Genomic DNA, 18,555 nt, shown 5'->3' with positions numbered 1-18,555 from the left:
TATCCCTCCATCCAAAAGAAACTTTGGGGTGGCTCTCTCTGGTCACCAAGCTACTTTGCAGGCAGTTGCGGTGGAGCGCCGCTCTCCGTCCTTAAGCAGTATATCGAATTCCAAAGAACTCCCAACTAAAGGCAAACTTGCCAAGCTAGGGGCGCCTTATATCCTCCCCCTGAAGGGAGAGGTTTTACGGCGCGCTTGATAAAGACCGTGAAGCCCTATCCCGATGACTACGATGCCTGCGTGGAACAGGCCAGGGAAGAACAGCGCGCAAACGTTTTTCCGGAAATCTCCACTGTGATCCCCAATATGGAAAAGTACAGGACAGTCTTTCTTGGCTACCCCAACTGGTGGGGCACCATGCCGAGGGCCGTGTTCACCTTCCTGAAAGCCTACAACATGGACGGCAAGACCGTGGCGCCCTTCTGCACCCACGGTGGCAGCGCCATGGGCACGAGCGAGTCCGATATCAGGAAGCTCTGCCCGAAGGCACGCATTCTCAAGGGCCTGCCTGTGCGCGGCAGAAGCGTGCGCGGTGCGGAAAGCACAGTGGATTCCTGGCTCCAGAGCATAGTCTTCTAGTTTTTCTGGGGCTTTCCCCGCACAAGAACGCAAAAAAAGGCTCCGGCAACCCGGGGCCTTTTTTTGCGTACTGCAAGCCTTGTGAGCGCAGCTACTTTGCCAGTTCCTCGCGCAGACGCGCTGCCATGTCGTTCATGGCGTCCATGGAGGCGTACTTTTGCTGGGGCCAGAGGCTCAGGCCGTCCGCTGCAAAGCGGGGGATGATGTGCCAGTGGAGGTGGTAGACCATCTGGCCTGCAGTTCTGCCGTTGTTTTGCAGGACATTGACACCAGTGCAGCCTGTGACCTTCTTGAGAGCCTCGCCTACGCGCTGCATGGCCTTGATGACATCCTCGCCAATGGCAGGATCAGCGTCAAAGATGTTTTCACAGTGCTTCTTGGGGATGATGAGGGTGTGCCCCTCGTGGACGGGATTGAGGTCCAGGAAGGCGTAGAGGTTCTCCGTTTCGTAGACCTTGGAAGAGGGAAGCTTGCCCTCGACAATCATGCAGAAAATGCAGTCGTTTTGTTCGGACATGGGATCCTCGCGCAAGCGTGGTTGAGGTTTTGGGGGCGTTATGCGGAAAAATGCTACATCCTGTGTGCGCCCTTGCCCATGGGCGCGCTCTCGTGACGGGTGCGACAAGCCCGTGCAAGGGACGAGGGTGTCGGCAAATCCTGATGTTCGCCCTTTTTCTCCTGCAGGGCAAGAGCCGTCTCGTGCCTTCCGTTTATGGGCTGCACAAGATCGTGCCTGGCAAGCTCCAGGGCCAGCACGGCAGTGCCGGAAGCAAGCACATGCTGTTCTACCATGGCCTTCATGGCGTTTGCGGAACACTTTTGCAGGGCTGTGGGCTCGTAGACTGCTATGCGGCAGTTGTCGTGAAAGCTCGGGCCGTAGGCCATGCCAATAAGGGGCCAGCGCCAGCGTTCGCGATCCAAAGAGTAGCGGAAAACGTACATTTCGAGGGTGGTCACCCTGTCCGTGAGAAGGGTTGCGCATTTTTCCCCGTTGTCTTCCCACTCAAGGAGCATGTTGGCCTCTGGCAGGGGTACGAGCATGAGGTCCTCCCCAAAGAGCGTGGGGCGCGTTTCAAGGGAAAGGGCCTTAACCCGCTCCTCGATGGAGGTTTTGTTTCCGCACTCGTACTCGCCAGCCCGCACAAGGCGCGCGCGAAGTGCGTCCAGAGTCTTCCAGGTAAAGGCCGCTCCCTGGCGTTTGAGGGAAAGGATGTCCTGACCTATCTGATGATGTATCTGCATGCGCCACATGGGCCTATCTCCCGGCAAGAGCTCTGCCTACGCGCAAGGTCAAGCCCAGTTGTTCAAGGTAGGCTTTCTCCCTCTCGTCGCAGGGTGTGATGTCTATTTTGTTCATGATGTCCAGTATGTCCTTTTTCCGCCCCTTCCAGGCTTCGAGATAGGGGGCCAGAAGGTCCAGGTTGGGGATGCGGTTCAATGCGTCTGCAAGCTCGTGCGGAACGGGATACTGACCAAATTCGCCTTCAAGTTCAAGGACAGCAGCTGTGGAGAGCGGTCCCTTGCTCCAGAGCAGGGCTATCTTCAGGGCAAGGAGCTCTTCTTGAGTGTACTCGTGCTTTCCCGGCAGCACGCTGGAAAAAAGGTTGCCAGCGCTGCGCACGAAGTTTTTCGCCTTGCCTGTTCCGGACTGCACAGTGCGCACAACTGCCTGCCCGCCATTCGACAGGGTTTGTGTTGCAGAGCGTAAGGTGCTTTGGGCAAAGTCCCTGGTCTCGCTGACGGCTCCGCTCACGGTGTCCGTAGTCTTGCTCGCGGCATTTGTGACCATGTCTACAGTGGAGCCAACACCGCTGGCTACTGCGCTTACTGCAGCCTCGCCTCCGCGCACACCCTTCATGACAAAGTCCCCGGCAGAAGAAGCAGCCCCGCTTACCGAGGAGGCCACGGTCCTTGCTGCAGTGACGGTCTTTTCCACTGCGCTGTCGGCAACAGTCCCGGCCATGTCCTTCAGCTGCTCCTTGAGGCCGGTTGTGATGTCACCAAGGCATTCCTTCGAGAGGGAGAGCATGTTCTGGCGGATTTCCCTGGAGGAGATGGTTCTTGCCTCGCTCTTCGCAAGGTTTGCCAGGCAAAAGGCGTTCTTGGTGAGAACGCCTGCGCGCACGGCAAGCAGGCCGTTTGCTGCGCCATCGAGAACGCAGGAGGTGAAAAGGTGCATGGTAGCACCCACAAGGGGCATGGAGGTGCCTGCCATGTGGGGGGCTACTGCCGGCACAAGGCTTCCCAGGGATTCAGTCACTGTCTGGGGAATGTCCAGTGCGTCGATGCTGAAGGCCACAAAGGCAGAGGCAGAGACGCTTGTGTACACACTCCAGATTTCCGCAGGTGTCGGGCGCTGGTTGTAGAGGGCCGAGATGCGCCAGACCATGCGCGCGAGCACAAGGAAGACAATGAGTGCGTCAAGGCGTCCGTTCTGGGCAAGGGCAGTGCCAAGGAAGATTCTGCGCGCGTCCGAGCGGATGATCTCGTCCGCCTTCTCGTCGAGCAGGGCCAGGGATTTTTCAAGGAATTCCGGATCGTCCGGGCGTATCCCTGCTGCGCGCACATGGGGATTTTCCGCAAGCCGTGCCGCAAGTTCCGCCACAAAGGCCGCACGCTCCTCATCGGTCGGGTTTTCTTTCAGGACAAGCTTGGATCTTTTGGGCCTCCAGGCCATGTAGAGCAAAAAGAGCCCCAGAACTTCCAGGCCGCAAAGCACAAGAAAGGCTATCCAGCCTGTTCCTTGCGCGAGAGAATCCACAAACTGCAGGGCAAAGACGTTGAACTGGAAAAAGAGCACAAGGCAGGTAACAAGAAGAACAAGACCTGCCAGCCTCACAAGGCGCAGGATAAGGTGCATATGGTCTCCTATAGGGCGCAGGAACGTCAGTTCTGGTCTTTGCGGGCCAGGGCCAGGCGGCGTCCCTCCTTGCCGCTCATGTGCTCAACGCTCATCCTGATGACTGCCGTGGAGGGCGCCTTCCTTGTGATGTAGTCCTCGACGCTTTTGTCCATATGGGGAACGTACTTTTGGCAGATAAGGTGGAGGGCGTTAAGTTTTTCCTCGTTGTCTTCCACTACCCGTACTCGTCCGAAAACAAGGACACTGCGGTAGTCCGTGGAAAGCTCCTCGGGAATGACCTCATGGGCTTCCACGACGCTGAAACTTGCCTTGTTGTGCCTGGCAATGGCGTCCATCTTGTGTCCTTCGAACGCGCAGTGCACATAGATGGATTTTCCGTCAAAGGCGTAGTTGACGGGAACTGCGTAGGGGTAGTCGTCATCCCCCAGAAAGGCAAAGGTTCCGTAGGAACCAGTAAGCAGAATGTCTAGGCACACATGATCGGGAAGGGCCAGATTGGCGCGCCGTATGGTACGAAACATATTGTTCTCCGTAGTTGGCTTTTGTCCCGCAGATTCCTCAAGGACTGCGAGAAAGTGAAATGAAGGCGAGGGCAGGGGCTGCCCGTAGTGTCTGCAAAGTATGCGACAGGGCCTTGCGTATGGCAACAGCCCCAAGCTCCGTGTCCCTTGTGTGCCAACAGGCGTGAGGAAAATGTGAAGGCCCCAAATGGATAGCCTCTCGCACATAAGCCTCTCCATTTCCCACGGCGAGCAGATAGGCTTTATCGGGGCCTCGGGCTCTGGCAAGACCACTTTGGCTGGCATTCTCTGCGGCCTCATGAACATGCGCTAGGGGCAAATGCTGGTAGACTGCGAGCCCCTTACGGACAGCCGCAGGGCTGCCTACATCCAGCGCGTGGGCTATGTCTCCCAGTCCTCCTACATCTTCAACGGACCCGTTGCCGAAAACGTGGCTTTCAGCCAGTGGGGCAAGCCCTACGATGAGGAGCGCGTGCTTCTGCCCGAGTACACGGCATCGCTGATCTCGAAGGAGTTCACGGAACAGCAGGGAAACAGGCTGGGTACAACATGTTGCCCCTCGGGCACGATTTGTATTAGCAACTAAAACATGACCGTCCAGGCAGGATCGACAACCCGAGTCGGGCGGCTTTTCCCCGGGAGGTTCTCGAACAATATAACTAATTGCAATATCTTTCTTTTTTGTGCATACTCCATCAGGAATGGTTTTTGAGAGATGACCTTTTGGGACAGTTCTCGAAAACACCCAAATAACTATTTGATTTTCCCTGATAAATCACCAGGACAGTCGCACCCCTCGCGGGTGCGTGGATTGAAACTGACGTACCTGTGACTCATACGCCTGCATTGCAGTCGCACCCCTCGCGGGTGCGTGGATTGAAACATACGAGGAAGACTGGGAAGACCTCGACCCCTTCTCCGGGTCGCACCCCTCGCGGGTGCGTGGATTGAAACGTCAACAAACAAAAAAAGGTGGTCCTTGCAGTACTTGCAAAGACCACCCATTATTTTCTTTTGGCTCCCCAAGACGGACTTGAACCGCCAACCTAGTGATTAACAGTCACCCGCTCTGCCGATTGAGCTATTGGGGAACGTGACAACGAAAGGGGTTATACGCATGGACCCCAAGTCTGTCAACAAAAAATTTCAAATTTGACGAAAAAAAGTCAAGGAACAAAAGAGGTGGTCCTTGCTATGCTTGCAAAGACCACCTGTTATTTTCATTTGGCTCCCCAAGACGGACTTGAACCGCCAACCTAGTGATTAACAGTCACCCGCTCTGCCGATTGAGCTATTGGGGAATGCGACAACAAAAAAGACTAACGCATGACCGTCAGGTCTGTCAATAAAAAATCAGATTTTTTTCTGGCAGACTCATTGGATCGGCCAGTAGAGGCACTTTCCAGGAGATTTTCCATGCCTGTGGACTCTGCCCAAAATGCTAGAGTGAAGGAAAAGGCTTGTCTCCCATTGCTCTCAGATGAGCTCGTGCAGGACAGGGTATCCCTCAAGGTATCTGCGCAGCATGTCCAGCGCCTTGCCTACGCTGCGCTCGCGCACAAAGGATCTTCCACGATAGATCCCCTTTGGCTGCATCCTGAGGCAATAGGTCTCATTGGGTGTCGCAAGGGCAATGTAGACAAGGCCCAGGGGCTTTTCGGCACTTCCTCCGTCAGGCCCGGCAATGCCGGTAATGCCTATGCCGTAGGTTGAGCCTGCATCCCTTTTCACGCCTTCGGCCATGGCACGTGCCACTTCCTCGCTCACGGCGCCATGGGCCCTGAGCATGTCTTCCGGCACATTGAGAAGCCTTGTCTTGGTTTCGTTGGCATAGGTCACAAGGCCTGTGCGAAAGACAGCACTCGATCCCGGAATGTCCGTGATGCGCATGGCAAGCATGCCGCCCGTGCAGGATTCGGCTGTGGCAACTTCCTCGCCCCGCTCGCGCAAAAGTCCCACAACCACTTCCTCAAGGCTTGCCACATTGACCCCGTAGACCACGTCGCCAAGGCGTTTTTTTGCTTCCTCCACAGTGGGCAGGGCAAGGGCCCTGGCCTCTTCGGCAGTGGCAGCCTTGGCTGTGACCCTGGCAAAGACCTCGTTGTGGGCCCCGAGATAGGTGGCCACAGTGGGGTTTTGCTGCTCGCACAAGGATCCAAGCCTTGTTGCCGCGTTGCCCTCGCCAATGTCAAAGGTGCGCACCATGAAGGAGACAATGCTTGCCCCGACCTTTTTCTCCAGTATGGGCAGGGCCATGTCGCGGAACATGGGCTCAAGCTCCCTGGGGGGGCCCGGGAAGAGCATGACAAGGCAGCCGTTGTCGGCAGTGACTGCGCAGCCCGGGGCAGTGCCGTGGTTGTTCACGAAGATGGTGGCACCTTCGGGGAAGTAGGCCTGGGCCTCCTGGTTGCCGTCGTAGGGGCGTGTGCCAAAGAACTCCTTGAGCGCAGCTGTTGTCGCGTCGTCGTGTACAAGGGGCCTTGCAAGGACACTTGCCACGGTCTTCTTTGTGAGATCGTCGAGAGTGGGACCAAGGCCGCCTGTGGTGATGACAAGGTCGCTTCGGCCAATGGCCTTTGCAAGGACCTCGGCCAGGCGTTCGGCGTTGTCGCCCACAACGCTTGTGTGGTGCAGGTCAAAGCCCAAAAGGGCCAGCTCGCGGCCGAGAAAGGCCGCGTCGGTGTTGACGACATGGCCGAGCAGAAGCTCGGTCCCTACGCTTATGATTTCGGCTCGCATGGGTGCTCCTTGGCACAGGGCAGAATGTGGGGGCTAGAGGGCCGGGATGAGCTCCGCAAAGGTCTCGCTCGAGAATTCCTTGATAAGAGAACGCCCTTTGCGCTGGTTGCCGCTGATGGTGACAACCATGTACACCTGATCCTGGACTGTGACGTAGGCCATGCCGTCGTCGCCATTGACGTCCTTGAAGGAGAAGGTGCCGTACTTGCCCTTGACCTGGGCTCCACTCCTGGACTGGTACTGCTGGGCAAAGCACTGGGTAATGGTCTTGAGGCTTGCGCCACCACTTCTGCCGTTGATGGTGGTCAGGATGCAATCCCTGTTCTTGGTCGAGAGAACGACAATATCAAGTGTCTCCCCGTTGCTGTACTGCAGCTGCTGCCAGGTGTCGGGCAGATCTACCGTGTAGTATTCCGTTTCAAGCTTTTCCGCCTGTGCAGGGAGCGCAAGGACAAGGCTTGCTGCAAGACAGACAGGGAGAAGAAGAGAACGCACGCGCATGAAAAAACCTCTGCTTGATGCGATGATGGTATACGGGGCCTGGGCCTTGCCCCAAGGGGCAGGTACAGGGGATCTAGCGCGACAGGGGCGCACTGGCAATCCCCTCGCACCCCCACGTTTGGGGAAGGAGGGGGCAAAAAAGGGCAACAAAAAGGGGCTGTGCGAGGCAGCCCTTTTTGTGAAAGGCCCTTGCGGGCATATGATGATTTTCTGGCGATTTTCTAGTTCTTTCCCGTGGCAGCGGCTTCGTCCACAACCCAGATGAGATCGCCAACTGCCGGACGCACGAGCTGGGCAGGCAGTTCGGGCTTGTCGAGAAGATCCAGGGCGCGGCTCAGCACTGCGTGCTTTTCCTGGCCTGTGACAAGAAACATGCAGCAGCGGGCGTTGTTGAACACGGGGAGGGTCATGGTCAGACGGTCAGCCTTGCGCTCGGGCACATACTGGTCGATGACGAGCCTGTCGCGCACGTAGAGGGCAGGGGAATTGGGGAAGATGGAGGCCGTATGCCCGTCGTCGCCCATGCCGAGCAAAATCATGTCGAAGCGGGGGATCTCGTTTTCGCGCAGATTGAATTCCTGGCGCAGGGTCGCCTCATAGTCGTGGGCAGCCTTTTCGGGCTCAAGATCGCCGCGCATGCGGTAGAAGGATGTGCAGGGCACGTAGTTCAAGAGTTCGCGGCGTGCCATGCCGTAGTTGCTGCCCTCGTCATCGGGGCTGACACAGCGCTCGTCCGCCCAGAAGACGGAAATCTTGTCCCAGGGCAGGGCGCTGACCCAGTCCTTGCGGGTGAGCAGGCGGAAAAGGGGGATGGGGGTGTTGCCGCCGGAAATGGCTATCTTGAAGGAACCGCGTTCACTTATGGCCTCGTCGCACTTGTCCGCAATGATATGCGCCGCACGCTCTGCCATGGCGTCGGGATCCTTGTGGATATGCAGCATGAGGTGAATGGAACGACTGAGAGTCTGCATGGCTTTGGCCTCCTTGTATGAGCCTGAGCATTATGCCACCAAATCCTGTTCTGGGAAAGGCCCCCAAAGGGGCATCGCGCGCTATTTTTTGCAGTATGTTGCAGTCTTGCCCGCTCTTGTCAAATGTGTTTCAGCGTTTTGCCCCGTTTTTTGGGCACGCGCACCTTCTTTTGGGATCCTGCCAAAGGCGCAGGGTTGCGCTCTTTGCCGTGCAGGAAGCCTCCTTGGCTGTACAGGATCCCATGGAGACTCCTGGAGAGAGGAAGCGCAGGGGCCTTGCGGTCATGGGACGCGAGGGCGGAAGATCCAGGCGGATCAGGCTAAGGCCCCCAAAAAGCCCCAGGGGCACGTGGGCCAAAAGACAGTCGGAAAGCTGCAGGAAAGGGCCCTCGTGACCGGCTTCGCTTTCCCGGCAACCTTGCCTTCCCCGAAAAAGGGACCACAGGGGCATGGGCCAGAAAAGAGCCCCGTACACCCGTACACTTCCCTCGTGCCAGGACACAAGCTCGCGGAAAACGCGCACGGCACTTTGCGGGGAAGCGTTGATCGTGTGGCGCACATCGCAAAGTGCTGGCAGGGACCATCTGTTCCAGACAAGCACTGCCACGCCCTTCAGGGCAACGCGCCTGGCTTCCCCAAGGACTGCAGCAAGGTCTGTGCCGCACTTTGTGTGTTCAAGGCGCAGCAAGACCCAGTCGAAGCTTGCGTCCCCGTAGGGCAGAAGGTCCGCGTGGGCAGGGTCAACGATATAGGTGTAGCCAAGGCGGGAGGAAAAGCGATTCCGCAGGGCAGGGGAGGGCTCGCAGCCAGTCACATCAAGGCCCATGGCGCGCAGATGGGGCTCGACAAGGCCAGGGCCGCAGTTGACCTCAAGCAGGGTGCGCCCCTCGTGCGGCCATGGGGCAAGACCCCTGGCAAGCAGCCTTTTTTGCGCACAAAGAAGGCATGTGCCCGGATGGGACGCGTACCAAGACTCGAGTCTGGCCGCATGTTGTTCGTCGTCCGTTGTCATGCCTTCTCCTTGCGATATGCCTCAGCCACCCTTATCGGCCCAGGCTACCAGTCTCCTGTGACGGGTCCAAGCTCGGCCTTGTCCGGGAAGGTCGTACCGTACCCCCCGTTTGGCTTGCCCTGCTCCTTCTTCCAGACCTGGTCGAAAAGGCCTGTCATGGTTGTGCCGCGCACGTTGAAATGGCTTTTGAGCCAGGTGAAGAAGGAGAAGATGCGCTCAAAGACGTGGTCTTCTGCTGCCTTGTCCGGCACCTGGGGGGAACAGCCGGCAACGATTTCCGTGGAGTGCCAGAACACGCACAAAATGTTTTCCCCGCGAAAGCGCAAAAGCCGCACGCAAAGGCGCATGATGGGATCCTTGTGCCAGAAGGGGCTGGCGCTCAAGGCAGCGAGGAAGTGGAAGTTGTCGCGCTTTTCCGATCCCTGGTAGAGCCTTTGCCACAAGGAGGGCAGAAAGGTGAAAAGCGGGATCTGGGTAATGGGAATTTCCAGGAAGGGAACATCGCGCCCAAGCGCCCAGTAGGGCGTATGCGGGGCAAGGAAGTGATCGGCTCCGTCCCTGTAGGCTCGCAGGGGGCAGATGGAACTGTCCGCCTTGATGCCGTTTCGCTGCAGCATGGGGAAAAGGGCGTTTTTGAGATCCCAGCGCCCCATGCGAAAACTGGTCAGGGGCTGACCCTGAAAGCGTCTGCCTGCCTCAAGAAGGTGGGCCAGGCGCGCTTCGAGAAGGTCCTGGTCAAGCCTGTGCGTGCGCTCAGGCACCCCCTTGCAAAACTCCTCCTCGTCCTCGAAGGGCGGGGTGCTCCAGTGGTGGAGGTGGGCGCCTATCTCGGCCCCGTGCCTGTCGCGCATGGTCTCGAGCACGCGGCAGGCCGCAGTGCTTGTGAAAACGGAATGGGCGCAAAGCAGGGTCAGGGGAAAGCCAAGCTCGTCAGAGAGAGGGGCAAGGCGGGGAAGGGAGGCAATGTTTGTGACGCCCGGGTTCCTTCGCCTGTAGAGGCCTGTGAAAAGGCCTTCCTCCTCCACGTCCATGGTGACAAGGACGTACAGGGGATTGGCAAGTAGGTGTGTTGCGTGTGACATGCCTTCCCAATAGCCCAAATGATGTCGCAGAGCAATGGGAAAAATGATGAAGAACATGTGACAACATTCTGTAATGCTTGTCTTTTGTTGTGTGTCTTGCCTTCTTTTTTTGTCGATCGTACACTATGTTCCAAATGTCCCGCGCAAAGGGCCAAGGCAAGGCTTTGCGCATGGCGCATTTTTCAATGGTACATTCGTCTGCGGCCAGGCCCGGGGGCATGAGCCGGATATTTTTTTGTGGAGGCGGGAACAAATGGGAAAGCTGCGCATTGTCTTTGTGATGGAAGATCTGTGCTATGGTGGCACGCAGCGTCAGACCCTGCAGCTTGCGCAGCGTCTGGACAGAAGGAAGTACACGCCGGTGATGGTCACGCTCACGGGCAAGACCGATCTGGACGACGAGGCACGGGCCCTGGGCATAGAGGTGCACCACATGGGGCACGGCAGGGAGGTGGACACGGTCTTCTTCCTGCGCCTTTTGCACACGCTGAAAGATCTTGACCCGGATGTGGTTGTGCCCTGCACGGCCATGCCCAATATCTGGGGCCGCATCTGGGGCTGGTGGCTCAAGAGGACTCAGGGAAGGCCTCTTGGCGTTGTCGGCACTGTGCGCGGCGGCGGAGCCCCTGTTCGCCAGCACGAGAAGTGGCTCTGGCGCCTGTGCGACCACATGATCTGCAACAGCCCCGAGCTTGTGAATGTTCTCAAGGAGCTGGGCATGCCGGGCGAAAAGCTCAGCTACATTGCCAACGGCGTGGACACGGAGCGCTTTGCGCCTGTCGATCCCAAACCCTCAGAGCGCAATCCCCTTATTGTCTGCGTGGCACGCCTGTGCGAGGACAAGGATCACGAGACCCTCATCAAGGCCTTCGAGAAGGTCTTTGCCACCAACAACAGGGCCCGTCTGCGCCTTGTGGGCGACGGTCCCTGGCACGAGCGCATCCAAAACCGCATAGCCGCCTCCAACGCCCAGTACGGCATGGAACTTCTGCCTGGCTGCGCAGACGTGCGTCCCCACCTTGCAGAGGCCCAGATCTTTGCCCTCTCCTCGGTGCGCGAGGGCCAGCCCAACGTGCTGCTCGAGGCCATGGCAAGCGGTCTGCCCGTGTGCGCAACAAGCGTTGGCGGTATCCCGGACATGGTGCAGGAGGGGACAAATGGTCTTTTGAGCGCTTCCGGCAACGCGGACGACTTTGCCGAGAACCTCCTGAGACTCATGGGCAACCCGGAACTTCTGGACACCATGGGCGCAAACAACAGGCAAAAGGCCCTTTCCGACTACTCCTTTGCCAGCATGGTCCAGGCCCACGAAGCCATCTTCGACAGGGTGTGCAGCCTGGGGGACAGGGGCTGATATGCCTGCCTGCGCGTTCTTCCCCAGTGCGTTTCTGCGCGTGAGCTCCCTCCTTCGCAAGGGACTTTGTGGCGGGTTTTTGTGCGCCTTCCTTTCGGCTGCACCCTCTGCCCAGGCAGCCCAGCCGGCTCCCCTGCCAGGCCAGCCAGGATCTGATGAAAGTGTGGAGGTGTGGTCAGGCTCCATACTGTCCGCCACCTTCCGTGTGGGCATGTGCACAAAGGCAGACGGTTCCTTGCGCGGGGTCTTCCTTTTGACCCACAAGAGCGGGGAGACGGACGTCTACCACCTCTACGGCAGTGTGAAGGATTTGAACTTCGAGGCCAGACACGCCTCGGGCCACGTCATCTGGGGGGATCTGTCCGATCCGGGCACTGTGCGGGGAAAGATGCGCATCAAGCGCGGCATGAAGTTCAGTTTCGAGGGAAAGAGGCAGTACAATGCCAGGGTGAGTGCGGACTGCACACCCCTTCCCTGATGGCTCTACAGGCTCAAGAGGAGATGCCCCATGTGGATAGTCTTTTTGCTGGTGATAGCGGCTGCTCCTGCCCTGGTCTTTTTCCTTGGGCGCGCTGGACGAAAGCTGCGCGCAAAGGCCTCGGAACCCCTGCCGAAGGTCTATACCTGGCCCTCCGTGGGCCTTGTCATCCCCTGTGCAGGAACGCATCCCGCCATGGAGGGCGCCCTGCGCTCCCTGCTCGAACAGGACTACGAGGGAAAGTTGCGCTACGTGTTCGTGACAGCGACCATGGAAGAGCCTGCGGCAAACCTTGTGGAAAGACTAGCCGAGGAATACGGGGACAGATGCACCATTGACCATGTGGCTGCGGGCAGGGCCGAAAAGTGCGGACAGAAGAACTGGAACTCTTTGGCTGCAGTACGCTTTCTTGGGGACAGCGTGGAGGTCTACGCATTCTGCGACAGCACCCACATGGCCTCCCCGGACTTTGTGACGCGCCTTGTCCTGCCGGTTGCCCGCAAGGAAGCGCCCTTTGCCACAGGCTACCACGAGGTTGTGCCAAGGGACAACGAGTTTGTGACCCTGGCCTATGCCTTCACGGTTTTGTGCATGCGCCTCATGCAGTCCCTTTCCGGCTACACGCAGCCCTGGGGCGGGGCCATGGCCATAGACCGCCAGACCTTCCTGGAAAGCGGCATTGGCAGACACTGGGAAGAAAATGTGGTGGACGACTGCTCGCTTGCCTCCTTTCTGCCGCGCCACAGGATACGTGTGGCCTTGAGTCCCTCTGCGCTTTTGCGCACAAGGGCTGAGCACCACTCCTTTGACGTGTGGTGGGCCTGGCTTGAGCGTCAGATCCTCTTTCTCAAATTCTGCGTGCCCTCGCAGTGGTACCAGCTTGGGCTTGTGCTCTTTCTCATGGCCCTTGCCCCGACACTTGCGCTTTTTGCCTTCCTCGGCTGGCTTTTCGGCGCCTTCGGCCTTGTGGCCCTCGCTGGCGCAGGCGTATCCTTGGCTGCCACGGCATGGACTCTTGCAAGACTGCGCCCCCTCCTTCCCCGCCATGTGCCCATCATGCGCCTTTTGGGCGCCTTCTGGCTCACCTCGTTTGGAGCCTTTTCCCTGTATCTCAAGACCGTGACTGCAAAAGGCATCCTCTGGCACGGCATCTGGTACGAGGTTGGGTCAGAGGGCAAGGTCTGGAAGATACAGAGAAAAAACTAGAAAATTGCAGTCCCCAAATGTTGCGGTAAAGGGAAGAATCTTATGATAACCTATTCCGATCTTGTTCGCGTCTCGCTGCGCCAGGTGTCGCGGCAGAAGAGCTACGGCGTCATGATCTCCATAGCACTCGGCATCACGGCCTTCATTGCCCTGGCAGTCCTTGGTCAGGAAATACGCTACAAGGTCGGCCAGGACATGGTGCTCATGGGCGGCGTCAACGTCATCCGCGTCACCATGGAAGACAGGCAGTACCCGGGACAGCCAGTGCGGGAATTCTATCCGGACAGCATCGAGGGCATACGCAAGCTCCCGGGCGTCGAGAGTGTCAGTGTGGGCAGCCGCAACGCCCAGTACTTTTTGCTCAAGGCCCGCAACGAGCGCACGCTGAACACCCTTGTCTACGGCGTGGACGAGCTCTTTATCCCCACCTTTTCCGCTGACGTCATAGCAGGGCGCGCCTTAAGCTCGGACGATATAACAAGGCACAGGCGCGTGTGCGTCTTGGGCCGCGAGCGGGCCGAGGACCTCTACGGGCCAGACCCCAAGGCTGCGCTTGGCAAGCTCCTCTTCCTGGATCAGGACGTGGTGGAAGTAGTTGGCGTCATCTCGGGCGTCATGCTGGGCGACTGGGCAGAGGCTGCCTTCATGCCCTACACGACCTTTGTGGACAGGCAATGGGGGGACGCCAAGATAACAAGGCTCTTTGTGCGCGCCATAGGCTGGGAGGATGTGCCAAGGCTCACGCAGCTCATCCCGGAGGTGGTGCTCTCGCGCCAGAGCGCGCCCTACCTCCATGTCTACACCCGCGACGAGCAGCTCACGCGCCTTGAGGACACCTTCATGTGGGTGCAGTCCCTTCTGTGGCTTGGCATCATAGCCTCGCTCATGCTGGGCGGCTTCGGCATCTGGTACGGCACCTTTGCCGCTGTGCGGGCAAGGACCAGGGAAGTGGGCCTCAAGAAGGCCATGGGCGGATCGGACAGGGACATCATGGCACAATTCTTGTGCGAGGCCTTGTGCAAGTCCGTGGCAGGCGGCGTGCTCGGCATCATCTTGGGCGTGAGCGCCGTGGTTGGTGGCGTGTACGCGCTCGGCACAGGGATCCCGGTGGTGGATCTTATCCTGAGCTGCACGGGCTCCATTCTCTTTTCCGCTGTCATAGGCGTGGCAGGCGGCATTTTCCCGGCAATCCAGGCCAGCCGCATGGATGTGGTCACGGCCCTGCGCTTCGAGTAAGGGGGGACCTATGGCACCAGTCATTATCGCACGCGATATCCGCAAGCGCTACGCAGGCTTTGCGCCTATCTTGCGCGGCGTAAACCTTGAAGTGGAGCCAGGCGAGATAGTTGCCATCATGGGCCCCTCAGGCTGCGGCAAATCCACCATGCTGCACGTGCTTGGGCTTTTGCACGCCCCGGATTCGGGCACAGTGAACATCCTTGGCAAGGATGTCCTGACCCTGAATCGCGAGGAGACGGCAGCCTTTCGCCGCGACAACTTGGGCTTTGTCATGCAGCAGAGCAACCTCTTCGATCACTCGACGGTCTTCGAGAACGTAGAATTTCCCCTCATCTACAGAGAGGTTCCTGCTGCGGAGCGCTGGCCTCGCGTCATCCGCGCCCTGGAGCTTGTGCGCCTGTCCTCGCGCGTGCACTACCCGAGCAACCGCCTTTCCGGCGGCGAACAGCAGCGCGTAGCCATAGCCCGCGCCATGGTGAACAATCCTCGCATCCTCATGGCAGACGAGCCTACGGGTGCCCTGGATCAGCGTACAAGCCGCCTTGTCATGGAAAATTTCCGCACCCTTTGCCACACGGGCGGCGTTGCCATGGTCATGGTGACACACGACGCGAAGATGGCGGACTACTGCGATACGGTCTACACCCTGGAGGAAGGCCTTCTGGTCTGCCAGAGGCGCGACATTCCCAAGATCAGCGTGCAGCCAGGAGCGGACCTTCTTAAAGGTCCGGACATCCGCCTGCACACGGCCATGGTGGCCACAAACTTTTTGCACGAGGGCGGAGAAAGCCCAAGGACCCTTGCCCACATCCTGCACGAAAAGGGCCTTCTGACTCATGTGGTGACCCTGCAGGGCGTCTCCCTTTTGGGCAAGGAAATGCAGTCCTATTCTTTGCCCATGCCTGTGCGCAACATGGGAGGCCTGCAGGCAGGCTCAGTGTGGAGATCCCTCCTTTCCCAGCCCTCTGGCAGCTTCGAAAGCGATTTTTCGCCCATGAAGGGGCTTTTGAAGGGCTTTGGCGCAGTGCGCTGGGCTAGGGCTCAAGGAAAGGATCTGGCCTCCTGGGCCAAGGCCGAGGGGATCGAGTGTCTCTACTCGGCAGGCGGCGTGCACTCGCCCATAGTCTGCTGGCTTGCCAGCCGCATAGGCAACCTTCCCTACGGCATGGACGTGCGCGACACGGATCCCTGGTACGGAGCCCTGAAGGGCGGGGATATTGCAAGGCTTGCTGCACTGCGGGTTCTTGTGCGCGACGCACTCTTTGTGCGCACGAGCACGCGCGAGTTGTCCATGGCCTTGAAGGAGGCTGTGCCCGAGGCTGCGGCACGCATTTCCTGGATCCCGGATCCCCTGACACTTGCGCCCCAGGACGAGGAGATGGCTGTTGCCCAGATGCACGAGGCGGTAAAATTGCCCCACATCCTTGCCTGCGGCATCATGGACGAGCGCAAGGGCTTTGATGTGCTCTTGCGGGCCTTGGCACGCGTTGCGGCAACGGGCAGGGAATTTCGCTGCACCATTGCCGGCGACGGTCCCAAGCTCAAGAGCTTGAAGGCTCTTGCCAAAAGCCTTGGGCTTGGCACAAGCGTGCGTTTCCCTGGCTTTGTGCCCCATGCCAACATGAATTCGCTCTATCTCGACGCGGACGTCTATGTGACCTGCGGCCTCTCCCTGCCCGGAAAGCCCGCAGACGGCATACCGTCTGCCCTTGGCGAGGCCATGGCCTTCCTGGTGCCTGTGGTGGCAAGCGATCTGCCGGCCCAGGCCTGGTTTGTGGGGGATGCAGGAAAGATTGTTCCAAGGGGCGACGACGAGGCCCTCGCAAGGGCCCTTGAGCCCATGCTCAAGCTGGACGACAGGGAAAGTCTTGAAAGACGCCTGGCAATGGGCACGCGCGGCCGCGAGCGGGTGTTGAAAATTCTGGAACAGGTGCCCGAGGCCCTTGAGGGACTTTTTGCTCCCCTTCTTGCCAAGCGCAGGAAGATGGGGCTTTAGGCTTTGGCAGGAAGACGGAACAAGCAGCAGGCGCAAAGGTGCTAGGGAGGGAGCGTGAAGCTCAAATCCGAACAGGAAAGCTATCGCAACGCACAGGCAGGCGCACAGCCTGTCAGGGAAAGCCACGAAGCCCCAATGCCTGGGGCAAAGATGCCTGCAAGCGTGTCTCCAAACGTGCAGGACATGCCCCTGGTCTTTGACAAGCCGCGCAGGCACTTTGGCTGCGGCCTGTGGTTCCTCATACTGATCCTCATTACGGTCATTGGCGGCGTTGTCAGCTGGCAGCTCATGGAAAAGCCGGAGCGCGAGAGGCTGAAGACGCAGTTTACGGAAATGGTGCGCGAAACGCCGCTGGATTTTCTGCGCAACTGGCTCATGCCAAGGCTTGACGTAAAGCCCCCCATTCCGCCCATCAACGCATCCGGTGACGGCGGCGTCATGCCGGAAAGGGACAAGACCAGGGCCGAACAGCAGAAAGTCGAACTGCCGGCCTCCACTGTGCAGGGGACCATTGCGCCCACAAGCAATGATCCTGCACAAGGGGTGCAGGATCCCGAAAATGCCCTGCCAGGCGAGGAAAAGACTGCACCTGCGCCTGTGAAGGAAGACGAAAGGGTCAGGCCTGCCTTTGTGAACGATCTGGCCTCCTGGATCGTGAACCGCTACAACCCGCAAAGTCGCGGCGGAAACCTGGGTGTTTCCGTGCAGTCCTTAAACCAGCGCTACGGAAGCAACCTCACAGGACTTGCCGTACCAAGGGGCGGAGCAGCAGGCAGGGCGTCCATCTTGCGCTACGCCTTTACTCCTTCCATGGTGCACGCCATCTACAATATCTACGCTGACGAGCTTCTGCGCTCCGTGGCAGCAGAGGCCAGTGCCAAAAAGCTCAACGAGGCGCAGACGAAAAATCTCTATCGTGCCCTTGGCAGCCGTTGCACCCTGCTTGCCGGCGGACTGGAAAGTGTTGCTTCCATCGAGGATCTGCCCGGCCGCATGAACGACCTTGCCATGAAGGAAGAGGCCATAACCCTGGCCAACAGGGCAAGCCTTGATGCCCGCTTCGATCTGGAGCAGGCAAGGGATCAGGGCGGCAATGTGCGTGCAGCCCAGGCAAGCGTAAACGCGGCTGCCCGCAACCTGCAATCCGCCATGGCGGCACACGCTGCGGCAGAACGGCGTCTTGCCGAGGACATACGCCGCAAGGGTGCTGGCGCGCTTTCCCAGGAAAGCATTCTCTATCTGGCAGGCTGGGTGAACAGGCGCCTTGCAGAGAACCCCTCGGCTCTTGCAGGCGTGCAGGCCTCGGCCGAGGTCTTGCGGGATCTCGCAGCACGCTGCGCAAGGGCATCCAGGGATGGGGCACCTGCGGCACCCGGAACAACAAGTGCACCCCAGACTGCGGCTCCGGCAAACGCTCAGGGTAGCAATCGCTGATGCTGCACACGCTCTATGTGGGGGGCGCAAGCTCAGGCAAGAGCCTTTGTGCCGAGCGCTGTACCCTGACTCTTGCGCGCCCTTGCCTCTATGTGGCGACTCTAAGGGCAAGCCTTCTTGATGACGAGACAAGGCTTCGCGTTGCAAGGCATAAGGATCGCAGGGGGAGTGAATGGCTGAGTGTGGAGACAGGGGCGGACCTTGCGTTAGCCCTTGCCCTGCACCCCGAAGCCCGGGCAGTTCTTTTGGACAGTGTGGGCACGTGGATTTCCGGCATACTGTGGGACACGCAGGGGCAGGGTACAGAAAAATCCGGCAATGCTCGTGTGGCCTTGGACGCTGTCCTGGAAAGACTTGAGGGTGTAGCACGCTTTTTGCAGGAAAGTTCCAGACCCGTTGTGGTCGTGAGCGAGGAGGTCGGTCTTGGCCTTGTGCCGACCGATCCTCTTGCGCGCATGTTCACCGAGATTCTTGGCAGGGCAAATCAGCTTCTGGCAGGCATTGCCCAAAGGGTGATATTTGTTTCCTGCGGCCTGGAACTCGTTCTCAAGAATACGGAAAACAGACAGTAGCGATGCCA

The 18,555-nt window shown here is 59.0% G+C and carries 20 protein-coding genes and 2 tRNA genes; 11 read left to right on the top strand and 11 right to left on the bottom strand.

Annotation, left to right across the window (positions count from 1 at the left end; all coding sequences use genetic code 11):
* Positions 1-129 (top strand): transposase (locus tag B5F76_RS11400; protein WP_204218395.1); only part of this gene is annotated, 129 nt, incomplete at its 5' end.
* Positions 130-195: 66 nt separating this feature from the next.
* The gene (locus tag B5F76_RS11395) at positions 196-579 is read left to right on the top strand and encodes a flavodoxin (protein ID WP_087354646.1); all 384 of its coding nucleotides are present in this window, start codon (positions 196-198) and stop codon (positions 577-579) included.
* 91 nt (positions 580-670) lie between these two features.
* Here the strand turns inward: B5F76_RS11395 and B5F76_RS11390 are convergent, their stop codons facing one another.
* From B5F76_RS11390 to B5F76_RS14590, 4 genes are read right to left on the bottom strand one after another with little or no spacing between them, the layout of a single operon-like run.
* On the bottom strand, positions 671-1,096 hold the full coding sequence (locus B5F76_RS11390) for an HIT family protein (RefSeq protein ID WP_087354644.1): 426 nt from the start codon (positions 1,094-1,096) through the stop codon (positions 671-673).
* 53 nt (positions 1,097-1,149) lie between these two features.
* The gene (locus B5F76_RS11385) at positions 1,150-1,830 is read right to left on the bottom strand and encodes a hypothetical protein (RefSeq protein WP_087354642.1); all 681 of its coding nucleotides are present in this window, start codon (positions 1,828-1,830) and stop codon (positions 1,150-1,152) included.
* Between the two features lie 4 nt (positions 1,831-1,834).
* A complete protein-coding gene (locus B5F76_RS11380; protein ID WP_087354641.1) occupies positions 1,835-3,439 on the bottom strand; it encodes a DUF697 domain-containing protein in 1,605 nt (534 codons plus the stop codon).
* 26 nt (positions 3,440-3,465) lie between these two features.
* Complete coding sequence (locus B5F76_RS14590; RefSeq protein WP_144268472.1) at positions 3,466-3,963, bottom strand: pyridoxamine 5'-phosphate oxidase family protein; 498 nt, start codon at positions 3,961-3,963, stop codon at positions 3,466-3,468.
* A 187-nt stretch (positions 3,964-4,150) separates the two neighbouring features.
* Here B5F76_RS14590 and B5F76_RS14585 point away from each other — a divergent pair, with 187 nt between their 5' ends.
* Both B5F76_RS14585 and B5F76_RS11370 read left to right on the top strand, forming a co-directional pair.
* A complete protein-coding gene (locus B5F76_RS14585) occupies positions 4,151-4,276 on the top strand; it encodes an ATP-binding cassette domain-containing protein (protein WP_204218393.1) in 126 nt (41 codons plus the stop codon).
* A 6-nt stretch (positions 4,277-4,282) separates the two neighbouring features.
* The gene (locus B5F76_RS11370) at positions 4,283-4,549 is read left to right on the top strand and encodes a hypothetical protein (protein ID WP_087354637.1); all 267 of its coding nucleotides are present in this window, start codon (positions 4,283-4,285) and stop codon (positions 4,547-4,549) included.
* Between the two features lie 429 nt (positions 4,550-4,978).
* Here the strand turns inward: B5F76_RS11370 and B5F76_RS11365 are convergent.
* From B5F76_RS11365 to B5F76_RS11335, 7 genes are all read right to left on the bottom strand, one after another.
* Positions 4,979-5,054, bottom strand: a tRNA-Asn gene (locus B5F76_RS11365).
* Between the two features lie 134 nt (positions 5,055-5,188).
* Positions 5,189-5,264 (bottom strand) — tRNA-Asn (locus B5F76_RS11360).
* A gap of 175 nt (positions 5,265-5,439) precedes the next feature.
* Positions 5,440-6,702, bottom strand: a complete 1,263-nt coding sequence (locus B5F76_RS11355; protein ID WP_087354635.1) for a competence/damage-inducible protein A — start codon at positions 6,700-6,702, stop codon at positions 5,440-5,442.
* 33 nt (positions 6,703-6,735) lie between these two features.
* Positions 6,736-7,203, bottom strand: a complete 468-nt coding sequence (locus tag B5F76_RS11350; RefSeq protein ID WP_087354633.1) for a hypothetical protein — start codon at positions 7,201-7,203, stop codon at positions 6,736-6,738.
* Positions 7,204-7,424: 221 nt separating this feature from the next.
* Positions 7,425-8,174, bottom strand: a complete 750-nt coding sequence (pgl, locus tag B5F76_RS11345; protein ID WP_087354631.1) for a 6-phosphogluconolactonase — start codon at positions 8,172-8,174, stop codon at positions 7,425-7,427.
* A gap of 130 nt (positions 8,175-8,304) precedes the next feature.
* The gene (locus B5F76_RS11340; RefSeq protein WP_087354629.1) at positions 8,305-9,186 is read right to left on the bottom strand and encodes a class I SAM-dependent methyltransferase; all 882 of its coding nucleotides are present in this window, start codon (positions 9,184-9,186) and stop codon (positions 8,305-8,307) included.
* A 44-nt stretch (positions 9,187-9,230) separates the two neighbouring features.
* Positions 9,231-10,268, bottom strand: a complete 1,038-nt coding sequence (locus tag B5F76_RS11335; RefSeq protein WP_204218391.1) for a hypothetical protein — start codon at positions 10,266-10,268, stop codon at positions 9,231-9,233.
* 253 nt (positions 10,269-10,521) lie between these two features.
* On the opposite strand from B5F76_RS11335, the gene B5F76_RS11330 reads away from it, so the two are divergent.
* Genes B5F76_RS11330 through B5F76_RS11300 form a run of 7 tightly spaced genes read left to right on the top strand, consistent with a single transcriptional unit; the run spans position 10,522 to position 18,547 of the window.
* The gene (locus tag B5F76_RS11330; RefSeq protein WP_087354627.1) at positions 10,522-11,622 is read left to right on the top strand and encodes a glycosyltransferase; all 1,101 of its coding nucleotides are present in this window, start codon (positions 10,522-10,524) and stop codon (positions 11,620-11,622) included.
* 40 nt (positions 11,623-11,662) lie between these two features.
* Complete coding sequence (locus B5F76_RS11325) at positions 11,663-12,100, top strand: hypothetical protein (protein ID WP_162608821.1); 438 nt, start codon at positions 11,663-11,665, stop codon at positions 12,098-12,100.
* Positions 12,101-12,130: 30 nt separating this feature from the next.
* Entirely contained in the window at positions 12,131-13,306 is a 1,176-nt protein-coding gene (locus B5F76_RS11320) for a glycosyltransferase family 2 protein (protein WP_087354624.1), read from the top strand.
* Between the two features lie 42 nt (positions 13,307-13,348).
* The gene (locus B5F76_RS11315; protein WP_087354623.1) at positions 13,349-14,542 is read left to right on the top strand and encodes an ABC transporter permease; all 1,194 of its coding nucleotides are present in this window, start codon (positions 13,349-13,351) and stop codon (positions 14,540-14,542) included.
* A gap of 10 nt (positions 14,543-14,552) precedes the next feature.
* Positions 14,553-16,541 carry an ATP-binding cassette domain-containing protein gene (locus B5F76_RS11310; protein ID WP_087354621.1) on the top strand — a complete coding sequence of 663 codons (1,989 nt, stop codon included), beginning with the start codon at positions 14,553-14,555 and terminating at the stop codon, positions 16,539-16,541.
* Positions 16,542-16,595: 54 nt separating this feature from the next.
* Positions 16,596-17,975, top strand: coding sequence for a hypothetical protein (locus B5F76_RS11305; RefSeq protein ID WP_087354619.1), 1,380 nt, complete (start codon positions 16,596-16,598; stop codon positions 17,973-17,975).
* Positions 17,975-18,547 carry a bifunctional adenosylcobinamide kinase/adenosylcobinamide-phosphate guanylyltransferase gene (locus B5F76_RS11300; RefSeq protein ID WP_204218390.1) on the top strand — a complete coding sequence of 191 codons (573 nt, stop codon included), beginning with the start codon at positions 17,975-17,977 and terminating at the stop codon, positions 18,545-18,547. Before B5F76_RS11305 ends, B5F76_RS11300 begins: the two co-directional genes overlap by 1 nt.
* Positions 18,548-18,555: the final 8 nt, after the last annotated feature.

The sequence above is a fragment of the Desulfovibrio sp. An276 genome, from assembly GCF_002159665.1.
Lineage (GTDB): Bacteria > Desulfobacterota > Desulfovibrionia > Desulfovibrionales > Desulfovibrionaceae > Desulfovibrio > Desulfovibrio faecigallinarum.
This window is presented reverse-complemented; position numbering and strand designations above follow the sequence as displayed.

Excerpts from the sequence above, each read along its gene's own strand:
- B5F76_RS11340 (WP_087354629.1), bottom strand. The coding sequence starts at position 9,186 with ATGACAACGGACGACGAACAACATGCGGCCAGACTCGAGTCTTGGTAC.
- B5F76_RS11370 (WP_087354637.1), top strand. The coding sequence starts at position 4,283 with ATGCTGGTAGACTGCGAGCCCCTTACGGACAGCCGCAGGGCTGCCTAC.
- pgl (WP_087354631.1), bottom strand. The coding sequence starts at position 8,174 with ATGCAGACTCTCAGTCGTTCCATTCACCTCATGCTGCATATCCACAAG.
- B5F76_RS11390 (WP_087354644.1), bottom strand. The coding sequence starts at position 1,096 with ATGTCCGAACAAAACGACTGCATTTTCTGCATGATTGTCGAGGGCAAG.
- B5F76_RS11350 (WP_087354633.1), bottom strand. The coding sequence starts at position 7,203 with ATGCGCGTGCGTTCTCTTCTTCTCCCTGTCTGTCTTGCAGCAAGCCTT.
- B5F76_RS11310 (WP_087354621.1), top strand. The coding sequence starts at position 14,553 with ATGGCACCAGTCATTATCGCACGCGATATCCGCAAGCGCTACGCAGGC.
- B5F76_RS14590 (WP_144268472.1), bottom strand. The coding sequence starts at position 3,963 with ATGTTTCGTACCATACGGCGCGCCAATCTGGCCCTTCCCGATCATGTG.
- B5F76_RS11385 (WP_087354642.1), bottom strand. The coding sequence starts at position 1,830 with ATGTGGCGCATGCAGATACATCATCAGATAGGTCAGGACATCCTTTCC.
- B5F76_RS11330 (WP_087354627.1), top strand. The coding sequence starts at position 10,522 with ATGGGAAAGCTGCGCATTGTCTTTGTGATGGAAGATCTGTGCTATGGT.
- B5F76_RS11320 (WP_087354624.1), top strand. The coding sequence starts at position 12,131 with ATGTGGATAGTCTTTTTGCTGGTGATAGCGGCTGCTCCTGCCCTGGTC.
- B5F76_RS11355 (WP_087354635.1), bottom strand. The coding sequence starts at position 6,702 with ATGCGAGCCGAAATCATAAGCGTAGGGACCGAGCTTCTGCTCGGCCAT.
- B5F76_RS11380 (WP_087354641.1), bottom strand. The coding sequence starts at position 3,439 with ATGCACCTTATCCTGCGCCTTGTGAGGCTGGCAGGTCTTGTTCTTCTT.
- B5F76_RS14585 (WP_204218393.1), top strand. The coding sequence starts at position 4,151 with ATGGATAGCCTCTCGCACATAAGCCTCTCCATTTCCCACGGCGAGCAG.
- B5F76_RS11335 (WP_204218391.1), bottom strand. The coding sequence starts at position 10,268 with ATGTCACACGCAACACACCTACTTGCCAATCCCCTGTACGTCCTTGTC.
- B5F76_RS11315 (WP_087354623.1), top strand. The coding sequence starts at position 13,349 with ATGATAACCTATTCCGATCTTGTTCGCGTCTCGCTGCGCCAGGTGTCG.
- B5F76_RS11300 (WP_204218390.1), top strand. The coding sequence starts at position 17,975 with ATGCTGCACACGCTCTATGTGGGGGGCGCAAGCTCAGGCAAGAGCCTT.